Source organism: Salmonella sp. NW1250 (assembly GCF_051812965.1).
Lineage (GTDB): Bacteria > Pseudomonadota > Gammaproteobacteria > Enterobacterales > Enterobacteriaceae > Salmonella > Salmonella enterica.
Genome location: NZ_JAMNDD010000014.1, coordinates 13969 through 33417 on the forward strand (window position 1 = coordinate 13969; position 19449 = coordinate 33417).

The window sequence follows — 19449 nt, forward strand, 5'->3', positions numbered from 1 at the left end:
GGTTGCACCATTTTAGTGCATTATAGCTTTTTACCACTAAAAAGCGCGTGAGATCAGATTGTTGGTGGAGAAAAAAGCCCATCCAGGGATGGGCTGAAAGTTTCCACGGCAACTCAAAAACTCCTGACGCCTTTCACGCTGCTGCTGCGTTGGCTGCCTTCGCTTACCCCAGTCACATCGCTATCTATGCTCCTGGGGATGTGCTCAGTTGCCGCCTTGCCGCAACGCGAAATTCGTCGGATTTTTAATATACGATTAAACGCTGTAGTACAGCTCAAACTCTACCGGGTGCGGGGTCATACGCACGCGGTCATCTTCTTCGCGACGCAGCGCAATATACGCATCGATCGCTTCATCCGTGAACACGCCGCCTGCTTTCAGGAACTCGCGGTCCAGGTCCAGCGCGTTCAGCGCTTCTTCCAGAGAACCCGCTACCTGTGGGATCTCTTTCGCTTCTTCCGGCGGCAGGTCATACAGGTTTTTGTCCATGGCTTCGCCCGGGTGAATCTTATTCTTAATCCCGTCCAGACCGGCCATCAGCAGGGCGGCAAAGCACAGATACGGGTTAGCCGCCGGGTCCGGGAAGCGAACTTCGATACGGCGCGCTTTCGGAGACGCCACCACCGGAATACGGATGGAGGCGGAACGGTTACGGGCGGAGTAGGCCAGCATCACCGGCGCTTCGTAACCCGGGACCAGACGCTTGTAGGAGTTGGTGGTCGGGTTCGCCAGGGCGTTGATGGCTTTGGCGTGTTTGATGACGCCGCCGATGTAGTACAGCGCCTGCTCAGACAGACCGGCATATTTGTCGCCAGAGAACAGGTTGGTGCCGTTCTTCGCCAGCGACATGTGGCAGTGCATACCGGAACCGTTATCGCCGAACATCGGTTTTGGCATAAAGGTCGCGGTCTTACCGAAGCGGTGAGCCACGTTATGCACGACATATTTGTAAATCTGAATTTCGTCGGCTTTTTTGGTCATGGTGTTAAAGCGGGTCGCCACTTCGTTCTGACCTGCGGTCGCTACTTCGTGGTGGTGCGCTTCAACGACCAGGCCCATCTGCTCCATGACCAGACACATTTCAGAACGGATATCCTGCGCGGAGTCAACTGGCGGAACCGGGAAATAACCGCCTTTCACGCCCGGACGATGGCCTTTGTTGCCGCCTTCGTACTTGGTAGAGGAGTTCCAGGCGCCTTCAATATCGTCAATCGCCACATGTGAGCCGGAGATAGATGCGCCGAAGCGGATGTCGTCGAACAGGAAGAATTCAGGTTCCGGCCCAAACAGGACGGTATCGGCGATACCGGTCGCGCGCAGGTAGTCTTCCGCACGTTTTGCGATGGAACGTGGGTCACGGTCATAACCTTGCAGAGTGCCAGGCTCCAGGATGTCGCAACGGATAATCAGGGTAGAGTCCGCGAAGAACGGGTCAATCACTGCGGTGGATGCGTCTGGCATCAGCACCATGTCGGATTCGTTAATGCCTTTCCAGCCGCCGATAGAGGAGCCGTCAAACATTTTGCCTTCTTCAAAGAATTCGGCATTTACCTGATGAGCAGGAATCGTGACGTGCTGTTCTTTGCCTTTGGTATCGGTGAAGCGCAGATCGACAAACTTCACTTCGTGCTCGTTCAGCATCGTCAAAACGTGTTCAGCGGACATACTTGTACTCTCCCGGATTGGTCATGGTCGGTCGTCGTGGTAACGAGATCTTCAATTCTGCTGGCCGTGTCGCCGTAAAAATATAAAGCGAAATCTGTGCCAACTTTCACATTGCCCCCAAAAGGCGTTATCATGCGCACCATCGTGCAAAAGGGCTGCACCACGGTGATTATGTTGCACCAAAATAGTGCTTCAATGTGAACATTAAGCACCACATTGGTGCAATAGAACGCAAGCCACCCTTTTAACGCTCCGTGAAAGCGATCACAAAGAGACTCTGCAATACTTGTTTGCGGAGGATGTTTGTGATCCTGTTTTGTAGTGCGATTAATCCGTGTACAATAACGCGCTATTTCTAATGCCTGAGGCAAAGTTGTGATCGAAAATTTGCGTAACATCGCCATCATCGCGCACGTTGACCATGGTAAAACTACCCTGGTTGATAAGCTGCTCCAGCAATCCGGTACGTTCGACGCGCGTGCCGAAACTCAAGAGCGAGTGATGGACTCCAACGATTTGGAGAAAGAGCGTGGTATTACTATCCTCGCTAAAAACACCGCTATTAAATGGAATGATTACCGTATCAACATCGTTGATACTCCCGGGCACGCTGACTTCGGTGGTGAAGTAGAGCGCGTCATGTCCATGGTTGACTCTGTGCTGCTGGTGGTTGACGCATTTGACGGCCCGATGCCGCAAACGCGCTTCGTGACCAAAAAAGCCTTTGCTCATGGCCTGAAACCTATTGTGGTTATCAACAAGGTTGACCGTCCTGGCGCGCGCCCTGACTGGGTTGTTGACCAGGTATTCGACCTGTTTGTTAACCTCGACGCGACCGACGAACAGCTGGACTTCCCGATCATCTACGCTTCGGCGCTGAACGGTATCGCGGGTCTGGACCACGAAGATATGGCGGAAGACATGACCCCGCTGTATCAGGCGATCATTGATCATGTTCCGGCGCCGGACGTTGACCTCGATGGTCCGTTGCAGATGCAGATCTCCCAGCTGGACTACAACAACTACGTTGGCGTTATCGGCATCGGCCGTATCAAACGCGGCAAAGTGAAGCCGAACCAGCAGGTCACTATCATCGATAGTGAAGGGAAAACCCGTAACGCGAAAGTAGGTAAAGTGCTGACGCATCTGGGTCTGGAGCGTATCGACAGCGATATCGCCGAAGCGGGCGATATCATTGCGATCACCGGTCTGGGCGAGCTGAACATTTCCGACACCATCTGCGACCCGCAGAACGTTGAAGCGCTGCCGGCGCTGTCCGTTGATGAGCCGACCGTGTCTATGTTCTTCTGCGTTAACACCTCGCCGTTCTGCGGTAAAGAAGGTAAGTTTGTGACTTCTCGTCAGATTCTTGACCGTCTGAACAAAGAGCTGGTGCATAACGTGGCGCTGCGCGTTGAAGAAACCGAAGATGCGGATGCGTTCCGTGTATCCGGTCGTGGCGAACTGCACCTGTCCGTGCTGATTGAAAATATGCGTCGTGAAGGTTTCGAACTGGCGGTTTCCCGTCCGAAAGTTATCTTCCGTGAAATCGACGGTCGTAAACAAGAGCCGTACGAAAACGTGACGCTGGACGTCGAAGAGCAGCACCAGGGGTCTGTCATGCAGGCGCTGGGCGAGCGTAAAGGCGACCTGAAAAACATGAATCCGGACGGTAAAGGCCGCGTACGTCTCGACTACGTGATCCCAAGCCGTGGGCTGATTGGTTTCCGTTCAGAATTCATGACCATGACTTCCGGTACGGGTCTGCTGTACTCCACCTTCAGCCATTACGACGATATTCGTCCGGGTGAAGTGGGCCAGCGTCAGAACGGCGTACTGATCTCCAACGGTCAGGGTAAAGCGGTGGCGTTTGCGCTGTTCGGTTTGCAGGATCGCGGTAAGCTGTTCCTGGGTCACGGCGCGGAAGTTTATGAAGGCCAGATTATTGGTATTCACAGTCGCTCCAACGACCTGACGGTAAACTGCCTGACCGGTAAGAAACTGACCAACATGCGTGCGTCTGGTACGGATGAAGCGGTGATTCTGGTTCCGCCAATTAAAATGAGCCTTGAGCAAGCGCTGGAGTTCATTGATGACGACGAACTGGTAGAAGTCACCCCAACCTCTATCCGTATCCGTAAACGTCACCTGACGGAAAACGATCGCCGCCGTGCGAACCGTGGTCAGAAAGAAGAGTAATTAACGTTCTTACGGATAAAAACCCTGTCGAAATGAAAACTCGGCGGGGTTTTTTTATTCACATTGATAAAGAGATAAGGTTGCCAAAAAATCAGCAATCGCTGGCGTATTATGCCGACCAATGACGCTATCCGCATACACCTTTGCCCGAGCGCTGGCATTCCCCATCGCGACGCCCAATCCGGCTAAACGTAGCATTTCCGCATCGTTATCATTATCGCCAAACGCCATCACTTCGCGCATTGCGATATGCTGTTGCTGTGCATATCTGGCGAGGCTTTGTCCTTTGCTACATCCCTTCTGGAGAATATCCAGTTGATGATGCCAGGACCAGGTACAGCTTAGCTGTAATTCATGCTGTATAAACTCAGCAATATTTTGTAGTTGTTTTATGTGCCGATGAACGACGCTGATTTGCCAAATATTCTCCCTACTGCTTAGCTCATCAGCCTGAAAGATTATTTTATCATCAGCACGAATTGTCGGTTTAAGCGGATATACCCGCGCCAGTATTTTTTCCGTTTGTAAGTGCGTCAGCGGCAGCGGATCAAGGATCTGCTGTTGAGCCGGTTGATAAATATAACTTCCGTTACAACAGATCATCGGTTCGGTGAGCGCCAGCGTTTGATAATACGCATAGGCTTCACGATGAGAGCGACCGGTGACAAGCATTATTCGGCAGCCCATGTCCTGCATCTGACGGATAGCGGTTAGCGACTCTGGCAGAATTTGTTTATTACGGTTTAGCAGCGTTCCATCAAGATCAAAAGCGATTAAACGATATCGCATGAGCGCCCGATCCTAAAACAGCGTGAGGCATCCAGGTGATTCAGCAATGGAATATCGAGACGGTGCTGATAAGCGAGAAAACAGTGGCATTGTTTTGCCTGGCAGGCGGGAGAATTAAGCCGTTGCTGATATAAATTACCCATTTTAATTTTGCTGATATGACAAGCAAAAAGATCGCCTTCTGCATTCATAAAAATACTTTTTCTTCCTGCGGTACAGATATCCAGCTGCGCTGGCCACTGCTGCGTTTCAACCACATACAGCGGATCGAGTTCGCCGAAGGCGATGGTTTCCTCAACGGTATGCCGGGTATTGGCACACTCGTTGGCGTTAAACCAAAAATAATTCTGGTCAGGCAACCGCTGGCGTAGCCAACGAAACTGGTCGATATCTTTCATACTGGCGACAGCCCCCGCGCACCAGGTTATTCCGGCGGCAGAGAGCGCTAAACACTGCTGGAGAAAGCGCTCAGCGGTAATTTGTGAGGGATGAAAAGAACACCATAACCGAAGCTTTGAGATATCTCCGCCGCCGGCACGAAATGCCTCCAGCAATGACATTAACGAAAAAGAGGCGTTAGTTTGTATGCCTAACGCCTGAACATGAGGATAGCGGCTAATTTCTGCCAGCGCCGCCATGTAATAACGCAAGCGTAGCGCCTCGCCATAAGGCGTAATCATCACATTCAACGGCGTACCTAAAAGAGGCAAATGGTCAACCATGCGCCATAGCGCGGCTTCGTCGCGTTTTTTATCGTTACGGGCGTGTTTATGGAACGGGCAATAGCCGCAATGATAATTACACGATTTAAGATAGCCGCGATAAAACAGCGTGTGAATATCGCGCAGGGCGGGGATGCTCATCTCTGCCGATTCTCCCGTAGCATCACCTCAGGCGAAACGAACACAGGAGCAAGGCAATCGGATAATGCCATACCGGTCTCCGTTAGCCGGAGGCGACTGCCATTCTGATAACAGTAGCCCTGCCGTATAAAGAGTTCCAGGTCGGGGAAATCCCTTAGCGCATCGCTGGCAAAATATTGCTGATAGTCGCTAAGAGAAAGTCCCTGCCAGAAAAATAGATTTTTAATGATAAAGCGGCGTTTCATTTCATCAGGGGGGAGCAGATAACCGTGATTAATGACGGTTTTATCCGGGCTGTCGATAAACGCCTGAATGATTTTTCGTGATGTTTGCAGGTTCGACGACCACGGTGAACAGTAATGCAGATTGCCAAGATAACTTCTGCCGCCCGCGCCGAGCGCCAGTGAGTTTTCAAATCCGCAGCTTTCCGCCGCGGCGGATGGCACTGGATTAAGGACGAAACGGCGCATGGACGTTTGGGTATAGCCCGCGTTGCGTAAAAGATCGCGGGCTAAAACGTAGTAGCTATGCATATTTTCCTGGCGAGGCATATTATAAAGCGGATAAAGGAACAGCTCTTCCGGTTGATAAACGAGCGCCTGATGTAACGATTCCGTCAGGCTTGCGTGAGTCTGGCCGGGAATGCCGTAAATAATATCAATATTGAGTGATGGAAAATGACCTGCCTTTAGCCATTCCAGCGCCTGGTGCGCGCTGGCGGCATTGTGGCGGCGGTGCAGCGTATGTAACTCGCTATCATGAAAACTTTGTACGCCAATACTGACGCGATTAACGGAAAAGGCGTTTAATAGCGCTACTTTTTCTGCCGTGGTATCCGTAGGGGAAGTTTCAATTGTTTTATAAATATTCCAGTCAACATTGAGCACATCAAAGACGGAAAAAAATAACTTCTCTAATTGCGCAATGTTTAATAGCAGAGGTGTGCCGCCGCCTACGGTAAAGCTTGCCCAGTGGACGGGCGCCAGCGCCATTTGTTGGCCCTGGGTAATAATCGCGTCGATATAGCTATCAATGAACGTATTCTCTGCGCCAGTGCAGGTAAATAAATTACAGAACCCGCAGCGACTTTGACAAAACGGCATATGAACATACAGATGTGTGTCGTGCTCGTAAATCCGCGGTTTTACTTCGCTAAAGCTGACGTTCTCCAGCTCCCGATAAGCCGTCTTATGCGGATAACTGTACATATACTGACGATAAATATCATTGTTATTCATATTAATGATTACAGCTCAGCAAGAAATGCATATAGGGAACGGTATTAACGATCGGATGATTAAAACTATGGAAATATTTCCCGTCTTCGCCATAGCAGGTACCGTGATCGGAACAGATAATAACGAACGTTTCGCCGCCGGTTTGGCGGAAAATGTTCAGTAATCCGTCGATGCGGGCGTCGATATAGCGTAGCGCGGCGGCATGGGTCTCAACGGTATCGCCAGGGGCCGCGCCCTCCACGTAAAAATGGTTAGGGTAATGAATCGTGTCGATATTGATATACATCATGACCGGTTGGCTGCCAGCACGTTCGGCCATGATTTTCTGGATATAATGGATCTGGTTATCCATACTTTCTTTAACCGTACAGGCAAAGCGTGGATGCCAGTAACTCTCTTTAAACATCGACGGGAACACTTTTCCCATGCCGGAGCGGTTATTAAAGAAAGAGACGCCGCCAATACAGATGGTCTGGTAGCCTTTATTTTCCAGACTTTTTATCCATGTTGCGTCATCAAAGGCAAATGCATTTTTCGGCCCTTTACGACCAAGTCCGATATCTTTTGGGAAAAACAGCATGGTCTGATTAACGGTATCATCAATAGGTTTTGGCATAAAACCTGAAAACATGGCGTGATGCGAAGGCCAGGTAAAATTACCGGCCGCCTCGCATTTCGTCCATTGTCCATAATGATTAAGGTTGGGCGTATTTCCGGCGGTTTGTTCCTGAAGCGCAATATCGTAGCGTAACGAGTCCAGCACAATAAAAAGAATATGAGCGTTATTACTAATTAGCGTATTCATATCGAATTCGCCATCGCCTGTGTCAATCGACGCGTGTAGCGAGACGGGGACTTCATCCATTGAATTATACATTTTGCTTCCTCATGGCCCGGATTTGCGCCTGATAAATTAGATTATTCTGCTGCGCATCCTGATAAATCAAATCACCCTGGCCATTAATTTCAATAATATAAGGCGTCAGGCTGGTGGTAAGTAAAACATCAATACCCGCTAAGCGAATGCCAGGGAAAAGCCGCATGGCATTTTGACAGAGCGTATCGATCTCAGTCACTTTTGCGGCAGATAACTCCAGACTTTCGAAGCAGTAAGCCTGGTTTTGCAGATGTAAGTTAGTAATGGGCTGCGAGGAGGTTCTGACCACTCGCCAGATAATTTCGCCATCCAGGCAGACGATGCGTAAATCATAGGTTTTATGCTTTACGCTGGCTTTGGGCAGCCACTGTTCGACGAGGTTTTCCTGCTGAAGAACGCCATCAATAATGAGCTGGATATCTTCTTTCTGACGATACTGTTGGATTTTTTTGCTGTTAAATAGCTGTTGTCCTGATATGGCAATCGCGCTGTAAAGCACCTGCTTTATGCCATCGGGGTGGCGGCGCAAAGCGATAACGCCCGCCGCGCCAGAACCCAGCGAGGGCTTAATGAACACGCTGGCGACCCTTTTTTCCTCCATGATGGCGGTGAGCTGTGTAAAACTTTTTACGTCTTCCGCTACCAACGGCGGCGTGGGGATGCCGTGTTCCAGTAAGCGCCGCTTGCAGCGTTTTTTATCCAACAGGTGAATGAGGCCCGCCGGATGGTTAAGCCAGGTGACGCCAGGACGCGCCGCCATGTTCTGCAAAAAATGGATATAGTCCAGACCGATCGCGTTTATTTTGCGGATGTCTGTTTCACTGTGTACTGGCGGGTCGATTTTAACGATGCCAGAGGTCAGAGAAGCGTCCAGCGCGTGCGGATGAGTCAGCGCCGTGACGGGTTCCCCAAGTACGGCGGCAGCCTGCATAAAATAATGCGTGCGCTTGCTCTGATGGGGGCCAATGAGCGTAATCACAATAAATCCCTTTATCGTTGAGTAGGGGAATGTGCACATTCCCCAACACAATCACTCGGTGTACATCGCATTCATATAAATATCGCCATCGTAATCATCAGGCTCCAGAGCTTCTGAAAGATTCAGCGGTATCGGCAGCGCCGCTTTTAGCTTTTCCTGCATCTCCGGCGTCAAATAGTGGTGGTGGAGATCGAGTGTTTCCAGATGCGCAATTCGGTCTTTATGCTCCAGCAGCGCCTCTGCGCCGTTGTCCGTTAAGGTACCGCATGAGAGTTCCAGCACTTCAAGCTGCGGCAGGATATTACTTTCCAGCACCCGGCGGGCGATATCATCCTGCTCTTCGCTGTTCATCAACCCCAGATGGGTGAGCTGAGGGAAAAGATCTTTCGATGCCAGCGCCATCACGTCATCCAGCGAACCGTCAAAACCGTATTCCTCTACGCCCAGGAAGAGCTTCAGCGTTTTTAATGCAGGGAGCTGCGCATTTTGTAGTTCGGCAAGCACGTTAGAAGGGATGCCACCGGAAATGATTTCCAGGTGCTCCAGTTTCTCATGATGTATAGCGCCCAGTCGCAGATCCGACGCGCCTTTAATAATCAGTTCTTTCAGATTGGGTAACGCCGCATAGAGCCTGGAATAGTCACCTTGTTTAATCCAGGAGATCTCGCAGTCTTCGCTCTCCATATCACCGATAAACAGTGATTCCAGGTGAGCAAAGCGGGAGGCGTTCTCCACAATCATATCAATAATAGGCTGGCAGGTTTCGTCTTCCCAACAATCACCCCAGTTACCAATGGTCAGTGAGCGAAGCTTTGGCAGATCTTCATCGGTTAAAATTAAATTAATGAGCTGTTCCTGGGTTAATTCATTGTCCCAATCAATATTAAATCGCTTATTCATTTGTTTCCCTTCTCTATAAGCATGAATATGGTAAAACGCTTTGCGAATATTATCATGGCGCTTAGGGGCGGGATATCGGGAGTCTGATTCAGGATGAATGAGCGGGCAGAACAACTACCCGCTGTGATGCAGATTCGGAAAATAGAGGCGATAATATCAGAAGAAATACTTCGCCCCGATACGAATCTGGTTTTGCTCTCTATGGTAGGGGCCCACGTTACGATCTAACCAGCGTAATTCAAAATAGGGCAGCCAGTGTTCATTGATACGATACCGGAAGGTATTAGTGATTTCCCAATGATGCTTCGTACCATTACTACTATTAAAATCATTAACGTTATAAAAATAGTGGGGTTCAAAGGTATAAGAAAATTTATCGGTAATGATAAAATTCCAATAGTTACCGAGTTCATAGCTGTCATTATTATCCAGTTTGCCATTCAAATCGGTTGAACTATAATTATTGTGATTATATCGGTTACGTACCGTAAGATTAAACCACGGGGTAAATTTATAGTTAACATCCAGATAGACGGCGCCGCCGGAACCAATGCTTTTGTCGTTTATTAACCCGCCAGGCTGGATGGTTAATTTATCTGTAGGTTTAAATAACGGATACCAGCCCTCAATCTCATTATAACCGTGCTTTAATTCATCATCACGCTGTAGCGTATAGGTATTGGTCAACATAATTCCGGCACCCATATCGGAGTTATAGCCGACGCGCAGCATAAACTCCATTTGGTCAGACGCCAGGTTATAGGCCTCACGGTTTTCTACATAAGCGCCAGCAAAAACAGAGGTGGATATTACTGAAGTTAATATCACTAGAGTATTCAGAGATTTCATAATAAATCCATTTTTCAAATATAGGGAAGCCGCCATCCATCGGGATGGATAAAGCGGCAAGCGTCGTTTAATTATTTACAGTAGAAATACTTTGTTTATTATTAGTCGCGACAATTTGATTACCTGTTTTCTTTCGTTGGGCAATTTCCTCGATAATAAAAGCGAAACGTTGTTCATTGAGCTTATAAAAAAAGCCCATCGTTAGTGCTGCGATAATGGCAAGACCGCAAGGCCATAAAAAAATGAGCTGACGCAAACCAAGCAGCGTGGTGTCACTTTGAGCTATGTTGGGGATATAACCGATTTGCGTCAGCATAATACCTGGCAAAAAGCCAGCAAGCGCAGCGGAAATTTTGCGGGAAAAGGTGTAACCCGTATACACCGAGCCTTCAGCGCGAATACCCGTTTTCCATTCACCGTAGTCAACCGTATCCGGAACCAGTGCCCAGTTCAGGCTGTTGACGAAAGCGGTACCGAAGAAGGCGATACAAGAGAAAATAACAAACAGGAATGACGTTCCACCCCAGATAAAATTCAGGATATCGCCAACGGCCCACAATATCAGACCACCAAGATAAACCTGTTTTTTCCCGAAGCGTTTTACCGCAGCAGGTACTAATAAAACACCAATCAGGATACAGCCCATGCTGAAAAAACCCATCCATGACAACAAATGAATATCGTTCAGCACGTATTGAGTGTAATAAACCTGAATGGCCAGCTTGATATTAAAGGCGGCCAGCGTGCACAAATTGGCAACGCAGAGCACCAGCAGCGGCGGATTACGAAAAATCGCGCAGAAGGACTTCAATACGCTGGGTTTATGCGTGTCAGGTACGGTTTCGATATACCGTTCTTTCACCCCGCTAAAGCACCACCACATGCTGAACAGCCCGCAGACCGAAAAAATGACTGCTGCAATCAGATAACCCAGCGAAGGGGAACGGGTAAACAGCGCCTGAATGGGCATAAAACCTACGGTACAAAGAAGAAGGCCAATGGTAGCGCCGCCTTGTCGCCATGCGGCGAGCTGGGCCCGCTCATGCGGATTTTTGGTAATAGCGGGTACCATCGCGCCGTATGAGCAGTTCATCAGGCTGTAGAACAGACCGAACAACATAAACAGCACCGTCGCGAAGGCTGTTTTAACGGGTAAAGTAAAGTGAGTGGCAAAGAATTGCGCAGTAGCAACCAGAGCCACCGGAAATGACGCATACAGAATAAAAGGCCGAAACTTTCCTTTTGCGCCAATATTACGGCGTGAGTCCAGCAATACGCCGGTGAGCATATCGGTAAAAGCGGTGAAGAATTTCGCCACCAGAAAGATAATTCCACCGTAATATGCAGGCATCCCGAGTTCATCGGTATAAAACTTCAGTAGATACAGCGTACCGATACATAGCATCAGATTTGAGCCGAAATCGCCCACGCCATAGGCGCATTTTTCCCGCAGGCTCAACTTTAGCGTTAGCGGATCATGATTAGACATAATCGCCTCTCAAAACGCCCCGCAGGGCGTTATATTTTATTGTTGTTAAACCGTATGTTTCCGGGCCTCAATCTCTTCCACAATTCGCACGTACATCTTCTCGTTGAGGTTGTAGAAACAGCCCATCGCAATAATGGTGATGACCGCCAGCACGCAAGGATAAATAAAGATCAACTGGCGTAGGCCTTCGACGGTGCCTGCCGATTGCACCACATTCGGGATATAACCGATTTGCGTCAGCATCCAGCCGGGGAAGAACCCTGCCAGCGCCTGGGAGACCTTACGGAAGAACGTGAAGCCGGTGTAAACCGTCCCTTCCGAGCGGACGCCGGTGCGCCATTCACCGTACTCCACCGTGTCGGAAACCAGCGCCCAGTTCAGGCTGTTGACGAAGGCGGAACCGAAGAACGCCAGGCAGGAGAAGGCGACAAAACTGACCGAGCCGCCGCCAAAGAAGTAGTTGAGCAGATCGCCCGCCACCCATATTAACAGCCCGCCGATATAGACTTTCTTCTTGCCAAAACGCCTGACTGCGCCGGGCATCAAAAAGACGCCGATAAAAATACAGCCCATGCTAAAGAAGCCCATCCAGGAGAGGAGGATCGGGTCGTTAAGAACGTACTGTGTGTAATAAACCTGAATCGCCAGTTTGACGTTGAAGGCGCCGAGAGTACAAAGGTTGGCGATACACAGAATAAACAGCGGACGGTTACCGGCGATGGCGCGGAACGACTGCAATAATCCGGGCTTTTGCGCGTTATCGACAGGTTTCACTTCGACGTAGCGCTCTTTAACGCCGGCGTAGCACAGCCACATAAATAGCAGGCCAAACAATGAAAATAGCGTGGCGGCGAAAATATAGCTGAGTTGGGCATTGCCTTCGATCAGGTTCATGACCGGCACAAAGCCAACGGTACACAGCAGCAGGCCGAGAGTGGCGCCGCCCTGACGCCAGGCGGCAAGCGAGGCGCGTTCATCCGGGTTCTTGGTAATCGCGGGCACCATCGCGCCATACGAGCAGTTCATCATGCTGAAAACCAGCCCGTACAGCATAAACAGCATCGTTGCGACGACGGTTTTTCCCGTCACCTCAAACGGTGTGCCGACAAAGTTAGCAATCGCCAGTAGCGTTACCGGAAATGCCGCGTAAAGCACGAACGGGCGGAATTTGCCCTTCGGACCAATTTTACGCCGCGAGTCGAGCATAATGCCGGTACCCATATCGGTAAATGCGGTAAAAAATTTGGCGATCAGGAAAATGATCCCGCCGTAAGTCCCTGGTAAACCCAGCACATCGGTATAAAATTTGAGTAAATAGAGGGTCCCGATATCTAACAGGATATTGGAACCTAAATCCCCCAGTCCATAGGCAAGTTTTTCTTTAAACGGCAAGCGTAGGGTTGCCGGATTCGATGATGTTTGACTCATTATTCTTCTCCATCTGCCCGCAGGTTTCCCTGCGGGCGAGCCGTATTAGATATTCCGTAAAGAAGCAAAAAGTGAAACCCACTCGCTCTTCGCGCGATAGAAGACCGGCGGCTTGCCAATCGGCGCATCCACGGTAATTTCACCGCCGTGGTGAGCTTCGCCGGTCCAGATATTCACCCAGTGATCTTCCGGCAGGTACAGCGTCCAGTCGCAACGCCCCTGCTCGTGAACCGGCGCGACCAGCAGATCCTGACCGAGCAGATATTGATATTTCAGGGTGTAGGTTGTGGCATCGTTCTCGTAGTGCAGGAATAGCGGACGCATGACCGGCAGACCGGTAGCCGCGTTTTGCGCCACCGCCTGCTTGAGATACGGTTTCAGCGTGGTAAAGACGGTGGTCATGCGGGCAAAGTGGGCAATAGTTTCCGCGTCGCCGTCGAACTGCCAGTTATCGCCGGGGCGGTTGCCTTCATGGGTGCGCATCATCGGCGTAAAGGCGCTGAAATCGCACCAGCGCAGCAGCAACTCTTTGCTGCGTTTCATGTCAAACAGGGTGGTGTAGCCGCCGATATCGCTGTGATGCAGACCATGGCCGGTCATCGCCAGCGACAATGCCGCAGGCACTACAGAGGCCAGACCATCATCAAGGCTCCAGTCAACGTTCTGGTCGCCTGCCCACATCATGGTGGAATATTTCTGACTGCCGGTGTAACCCGCACGCATAAAGAACAGGATCTCGCCGAGCTTGCCGGTCTCCTGTAGCGCTTCGTAGTTACATTTCGCCCACAGCGCAGGCCAGGCGTTATGCATGATCTCGGCGCTGACGCCGTTGTGCAGATACGTGTCGGTCGGCAGATATTCGCCGAAATCCGCCATCCAGCCGCTGCAGCCGAGCGCGATCATGTTCTTTTTGATGACGTCTTTGAACCAGTCGTAAGCTTCAGGATTGGTCAGATCGACCACGCCGCCATAGAATTCGCCAAACTCGACCAGATAGTCGCCGCCCGTGGCGTCTTTCGCCAGATAGCCGTGTTTCGCCGCCTCAGCGCAGAGGTCTTTATCACTGGCGACGTATGGGTTGATATAAGAGAGGAACTGGACGCCTTCTTCTTTCCACTGTTTGATACGGCTATCCAGCTGTGGATAGTTGTCGCTATTCCACTTCCAGTTCCACATCACGCGCTTGCCAAAGGAGGTCATGCGGATACCGGACCAGTCCTGCGCCCAAATACCGTTCACTTTTACGCCTGCGTTGCGCATGGTATCCAGTTTTTGCTGGCAAACTTCCGTACCGCCCTGAATGCCTAGCGTGACGCCGTCATAAACCCAGTCCGGCAGCTCCGGCTGGCGGCCTAACAGCGCAGTCAGTTTTTCCAGCAGGGCGATGTAGGTGTCGGCACACTCAAAACGCAGCGTAGTTTTATCTTCCCACAGCGCCAGTTCGTGATACTCCGGCGCGCTGAAGTCGAAATTCATATAGCAGCTATTATCGACGTGGCAGTAATACTTCTGCGTGCTGACAAAGGTCGGTTGCGGGAAGAAGGTCCAGTAATAGTCGCCGCCGGCGTTCTCTTTACAGTCTGCCTGCCAGGTGACATAGCTGGTTTTATTACGGCCAACGCCCTGTTCGCTGGTCCACAGCGGGAACGGCTTGCCGCGCAAATCGAAATAAGAGAACTGTTCGCCGCAGCCGTAGATATGGTCGTCTGGATTAGCCGCGAGGCGTAACCAGATACGGTTATGGTGCAGGTCGTCGTTTTGCAGATCCAGCTGCAGGCGTCCCGCCTCATCGGTGGAGATGCGAAGGGTGGCGCTAATTGTTGCGCCACGGCTGAATTGTACCAGCCAGCCGTCAGGTAGCTCGCTGACGGTGGCCTCCGTTAATGCAATCTTCTCGTTAAGTTTGTCTTTGATGCTGAAGTTGCCGCGGAACATATCAATGTCGGCAACGCCCGCGCCAATCCACAGACAGGGGTTTTCGGCGCTGTGGCGTAAAATCAGGCGCTGCTGCCAGCTAAGTGCAAAACCATCCTGTGATGTTGTCAGTTCAAAATCGGTTGACCGTTGTGGTAGAGAATTCATTGTAATCTCCGTGAATGTAGGGTAATTCGGTAATCCATTTGGGCTAGTCGCAGCCGATGGAAAAATGCAATTGATGGATCGCTTTTGGGGCAAGATGAATCAGTGCGATCCCGGAATTAAATGCATCGGGCGGGCAGCTCATAGGCTCTACCGCGAGACCTTTTCGGCTGAGTTTTTCGCCGGTATAGATCTGTAGCCAGGGTTGATTGCTGCGTAAAAATGTAGACATGTTCTGCGTTGGGCTGGTAAGTCTGACCTCCCACTCAGCCGGGGCAGTCGCGGTCTTAACCGCATGATCAAGGCGCGTTTCGCCGAGCAGGCATGATGCGGAAAAATCTCTTCCTGCGGGCAATTCTTCGCTTTCAGGCAGTGTTAATACACAGCTATCGATGCTTTGCAGATTACAAGTCAAATAAGGATGTGCGCCCGCGCCATAAGGGGCTGATTCATCGCCAATGTTTTGCGTACGAATCGATACGTGCAGCCCACTGGCGGCATCTAACCGATAAATCACTTCCGAGATCAACGCAAAGGGATAGCCGTAAGAGGGCGGCAGAAAAATCGTTAGCGACGCTTCCGTCGCCGACTGATAATTAATCTGCCAGTCTCGCCAGGCTAACAGACCGTGAATGGCGGTCTGCGAAACCGGGTCGTTAACGGCAAGCTGGAAAACCTTGCCGTTATAGGAGTAGCAGCCATTTGTCACGCGATTGGGCCAGGGAATCAATACTTTCCCCAGATGCGCCATGGGTATTTCTTCCGGTTTATGCGGGATGACCACATGGCGTCCATGATGGGTCAGTTCCGCCAGACCTGCGCCAACCGTGACGATTTTCGCCTGGTAATGGCCCGCATTAAGCTGAATAGTTTTTCCACCGCTGTGCATGGCTGCCATCCTCATGACCTATTTCGCGTTGATATCCAGGAGACCCGCCGCGACCGCTGGAGCCAGGCCTGGCGCCAGTGGCAGACGAGGAATGACCAGGCAGTGCAGCAGATGGTAAATATCTTGCTTGCCGTCCCACACTTTGGTGGTCACTTTGTTATCGGCGTCCAGCTCTTGCCACCAGGAACCATTTTCATAGTCCATCAGGTACTTAATGCAGTAGTCCCACCATTTCTGATACCACTCTTCATACTGGCTATCGCTCGTCAGGGTGTAGAGGGCGTAGGCCGTACCCATCGCTTCCACAATCGGCCAGCGCACGCGTTCACGTACGATAGGTTTACCGTCCCAGTCGACTGAGTAGACAAAACCGTCTGCGCCATCTGGCGCCCAGGCGTCGCGGATAGTGGCATGGAACAGACCTTTCGCGTCTTCCAGCAGCCAGGCGGGCGGCGTTTCGAAGCGGGCCTCCAGCGCAGCATGGAGATGGAGCATCAGACGGCCCCACTCAATCCAGTGACCTGGCGTACCGCCGTAGGCGCGGAAACGGTGGGCAGGATTATCTTTGTTATAGTCGCGGATAGGGTTCCACTGTGAATCGAAGTGTTCATTGACGCGGTAATCACCGTTGCGCGCCACATCATGAATAATTACCGACGCGATACGCAGCGCGCGATCCAGCCATTTTTTGTCATGGGTAACGTCATAAACAATCAGGAACGCTTCGACGGCGTGCATATTGGCGTTGCCGCCACGGTAGTCTTCGGTTTTGCTAAAGGCTTCGTCCCAGGACTCCAGGCACATCTGCTCTTCTTCACTCCAGAAGTATTTCTCAATCACTTCTATGGTGTAATCCAGCAATTTCCTGGCTTCAGGATGCCCGGTCGTGACGGCGCTGGCCGCGCCCAGCAAGGCGAAGAAGTGTTGATAACCCTGTTTAGAGGCATCTACCACGCCCTGATCATTAACGCAGGCATACCAGCCGCCGTATTTTTTGTCGCGCAGCGCGCCGTTCATGGCTTTGATGCCATGATCGACCAGATCATAAGCGCCCGGTCGGCCCATCGACGCCGCCACGGAATAAACGTGCAGCATACGCGCCGTGATCCAAAGATGGGTACCCATCTCTTCTTTGATTTGCCCTTTATTTCCCAGCCAGCCGAAGCCTGTCGGCACCGCGGCGTTTTTACCGAAATTAAAGATGCGGTCGGTTTCCTGCTCCAGCCAGCGGTTGTGGCTCAACGTGTTAAACCATTTCATTCTTTCATCCTCGTATTAACGACGTTTTGCCATCATTTCATCGACGATCTCGCCCAGACGTTGCAATTTAGGCGCGGAAACATCACGTAGCATCAGCTCGGTATCCGGTAAACCAATCACTGATGACCAGACCGCGCGTCCCGCCAGGAACCCGGATGCGCCAGCTTCCATGGCGACCCTGACCGCGCGAGGGAACAGTTTTTCGTCCACACCGGAAGAGAGGATGACCCACGGCATATTGATATGCCCATTCAGGCGTTGTGAGGCGGTAAGAAGATCGGAACGCGCGCCTTTGCCGTAGAGTGGCATTTCAACTTTGTAAAGATCGGCGCCGCTGTCGCCCAGCTCTTTGGCCGCATCGATAATCGCCTGCTCACGATCGAACTTGTCGCCGCAGCGCGGCGGACGTACAACCGGTTCGATAATGCTCAGCAAACCATTGGAGTGGCATAATTCATTGAATTCTTTGACCATATCCAGACGCTGCTGCGCGTCTTCGTCGCTGCGCCACAGCACCAACAGTTTTAAGGCTTTCGCGCCATCCCGTTTTACCGCCTGCGCATTAATTTTTTTATCAATGATCACGTTATCAACGGGAATACCGTTGCCCGGGATGAAATCATCCGCCGCGACGATCATGGCGCAGCTTTTAGCGACCGCGTTTTGTTCTACGGCCTGGCGATAACAGAACTGCTGATCCAGCAGAACGGCAGAGGCATACGGGGAAAGAATTTTCGCCGCATTCACTTTGAAATCCGTCAGCACGCTATCGGCAACGGGTGTTTTCGCACCAGCAGCAGCAAACATTAAACGCATCGCCTCGCGCTGATCGACAGCCAGCATGGCAAACCCGCCGGACGCTCGCGTAATGTCTTTGATGGTGTAGTTGTTCATTCAATTTTCCTTTATACAGTCGTTACTTTTTTACGTTGGCGGTCAGCCCGGCGCTGATGCGCACCTGTTCCAGGATGGCGCTCCAGTCTTCCCGACCGCGGCCTGCGGCCCGCGCCAGGTTATAAACTTCACGGGAGGCGGCGCCGAGCGGCATCGGTACGTGCAGTTGATTGGCGACATCCAACGCGATGCCAAGATCTTTGTGCGCCAGATCGATCATGAAGGCGGGAGACAGATCTCCTTTCATCACTTTATTCGGCCAGGTGGTGGTGAAATGCCCTTTGCCTGCGGCAGTGCCGCTCATCACTTTTAAAGCCACGTCGAAGGAAAGCCCCAGCGCTTCACACAGCACGGCGGCTTCGGCGGAGAGCGCATTTAGCGCAATACTCATGTAGTTGTTGATCAGTTTTACGCGAATACCCATTCCCGAGCCGCCGGTGTTGACCAGCTCATTACCCATCGCCATCAGAACAGGGGTAGCACGCTCTACTTGCTCCGCCGTACCGCCTGCCAGCAGCAACAATGTGCCGGTAATCGCGTTGTCGGATGTCCGGCCTACCGGCACATCCATCATGCTGAACCCTTTGCTCTGCATGTCGGCAATCAGCTTATCGGTTTGCAACGGATGAATAGTGGACATATCAATGACCAGCGCTTCACGGGAAAGGGTTTCACAAACGCCTTGCTCGCCAAACAAAACGGAACGAACCAGATCGCCGTTCGGGAGCATGGTGATAACAAATTCAGCGCCGATGGTTGCCTGAGCCGGGCTGCTTGCAGGTTGCGCGCCTTTGTCTACCAGACGCTGTACGGCGTCGGGATTAACATCGAAGACGCTGAGTTGATGGCCCTGCTTTAGCAGATTGCTCGCCATAGGGGAGCCCATCTGTCCCAACCCGATAAATGCTATAACTGCCATATCGTTCTCCTGAACACGGTGGTGTCATTTTTTGTCATTAATGAGCCTTTTTCTGTCTGTTTGTGATCGTATTTGTAATTTATGGTCAAAAAATTGACAGCCGTCACTTTTTAAACATTTCGTGAAATTAAA

At 51.2% G+C, this 19449-nt stretch carries 16 protein-coding genes; 1 reads left to right on the plus strand and 15 read right to left on the minus strand.

Annotation, left to right across the window (positions count from 1 at the left end):
• Window positions 1–255: 255 nt before the first annotated feature.
• Window positions 256–1665: a glutamate--ammonia ligase gene (gene glnA / locus NBA72_RS20165; RefSeq protein WP_001271699.1), complete on the minus strand. Its 1410-nt coding sequence runs from the start codon at window positions 1663–1665 to the stop codon at window positions 256–258.
• 375 nt (window positions 1666–2040) lie between these two features.
• On the opposite strand from glnA, the gene typA reads away from it, so the two are divergent.
• Entirely contained in the window at window positions 2041–3864 is a 1824-nt protein-coding gene (gene typA, locus NBA72_RS20170; protein WP_000572060.1) for a ribosome-dependent GTPase TypA, read from the plus strand.
• A 54-nt stretch (window positions 3865–3918) separates the two neighbouring features.
• On the opposite strand, the gene NBA72_RS20175 is transcribed toward typA, so the two are convergent.
• From NBA72_RS20175 to yihU, 14 genes are all read right to left on the minus strand, one after another.
• Complete coding sequence (locus NBA72_RS20175; protein WP_042948941.1) at window positions 3919–4653, minus strand: Cof-type HAD-IIB family hydrolase; 735 nt, start codon at window positions 4651–4653, stop codon at window positions 3919–3921.
• On the minus strand, window positions 4638–5516 hold the full coding sequence (locus NBA72_RS20180) for an STM4011 family radical SAM protein (protein ID WP_042948943.1): 879 nt from the start codon (window positions 5514–5516) through the stop codon (window positions 4638–4640). Before NBA72_RS20180 ends, NBA72_RS20175 begins: the two co-directional genes overlap by 16 nt.
• The gene (locus NBA72_RS20185) at window positions 5513–6754 is read right to left on the minus strand and encodes an STM4012 family radical SAM protein (RefSeq protein WP_042948944.1); all 1242 of its coding nucleotides are present in this window, start codon (window positions 6752–6754) and stop codon (window positions 5513–5515) included. The genes NBA72_RS20180 and NBA72_RS20185 overlap by 4 nt, the downstream gene beginning before the upstream one ends.
• Window position 6755: 1 nt before the next feature.
• Window positions 6756–7631: an STM4013/SEN3800 family hydrolase gene (locus NBA72_RS20190; protein ID WP_001728059.1), complete on the minus strand. Its 876-nt coding sequence runs from the start codon at window positions 7629–7631 to the stop codon at window positions 6756–6758.
• Window positions 7624–8649 carry an STM4014 family protein gene (locus NBA72_RS20195; protein ID WP_077917558.1) on the minus strand — a complete coding sequence of 342 codons (1026 nt, stop codon included), beginning with the start codon at window positions 8647–8649 and terminating at the stop codon, window positions 7624–7626. Before NBA72_RS20195 ends, NBA72_RS20190 begins: the two co-directional genes overlap by 8 nt.
• Window positions 8650–8661: 12 nt before the next feature.
• Complete coding sequence (locus NBA72_RS20200) at window positions 8662–9510, minus strand: STM4015 family protein (RefSeq protein ID WP_042948946.1); 849 nt, start codon at window positions 9508–9510, stop codon at window positions 8662–8664.
• Between the two features lie 156 nt (window positions 9511–9666).
• Window positions 9667–10359 (minus strand): porin OmpL, encoded by a 693-nt coding sequence (ompL, locus tag NBA72_RS20205; RefSeq protein ID WP_042948947.1) that lies wholly within the window; start codon window positions 10357–10359, stop codon window positions 9667–9669.
• A gap of 67 nt (window positions 10360–10426) precedes the next feature.
• Window positions 10427–11848 carry an MFS transporter gene (locus NBA72_RS20210; RefSeq protein ID WP_042948948.1) on the minus strand — a complete coding sequence of 474 codons (1422 nt, stop codon included), beginning with the start codon at window positions 11846–11848 and terminating at the stop codon, window positions 10427–10429.
• A 45-nt stretch (window positions 11849–11893) separates the two neighbouring features.
• The gene (locus NBA72_RS20215; protein ID WP_000084250.1) at window positions 11894–13276 is read right to left on the minus strand and encodes an MFS transporter; all 1383 of its coding nucleotides are present in this window, start codon (window positions 13274–13276) and stop codon (window positions 11894–11896) included.
• 45 nt (window positions 13277–13321) lie between these two features.
• Window positions 13322–15358, minus strand: a complete 2037-nt coding sequence (locus NBA72_RS20220; RefSeq protein WP_042948949.1) for an alpha-glucosidase — start codon at window positions 15356–15358, stop codon at window positions 13322–13324.
• A gap of 43 nt (window positions 15359–15401) precedes the next feature.
• Complete coding sequence (locus NBA72_RS20225) at window positions 15402–16259, minus strand: aldose-1-epimerase (protein WP_042948950.1); 858 nt, start codon at window positions 16257–16259, stop codon at window positions 15402–15404.
• A 3-nt stretch (window positions 16260–16262) separates the two neighbouring features.
• Window positions 16263–17504, minus strand: a complete 1242-nt coding sequence (yihS, locus tag NBA72_RS20230) for a sulfoquinovose isomerase (RefSeq protein ID WP_042948951.1) — start codon at window positions 17502–17504, stop codon at window positions 16263–16265.
• A gap of 15 nt (window positions 17505–17519) precedes the next feature.
• Window positions 17520–18398, minus strand: a complete 879-nt coding sequence (gene yihT, locus NBA72_RS20235) for a sulfofructosephosphate aldolase (protein ID WP_023213020.1) — start codon at window positions 18396–18398, stop codon at window positions 17520–17522.
• A 22-nt stretch (window positions 18399–18420) separates the two neighbouring features.
• Window positions 18421–19317 carry a sulfolactaldehyde 3-reductase gene (gene yihU, locus NBA72_RS20240; protein ID WP_042948952.1) on the minus strand — a complete coding sequence of 299 codons (897 nt, stop codon included), beginning with the start codon at window positions 19315–19317 and terminating at the stop codon, window positions 18421–18423.
• Window positions 19318–19449: the final 132 nt, after the last annotated feature.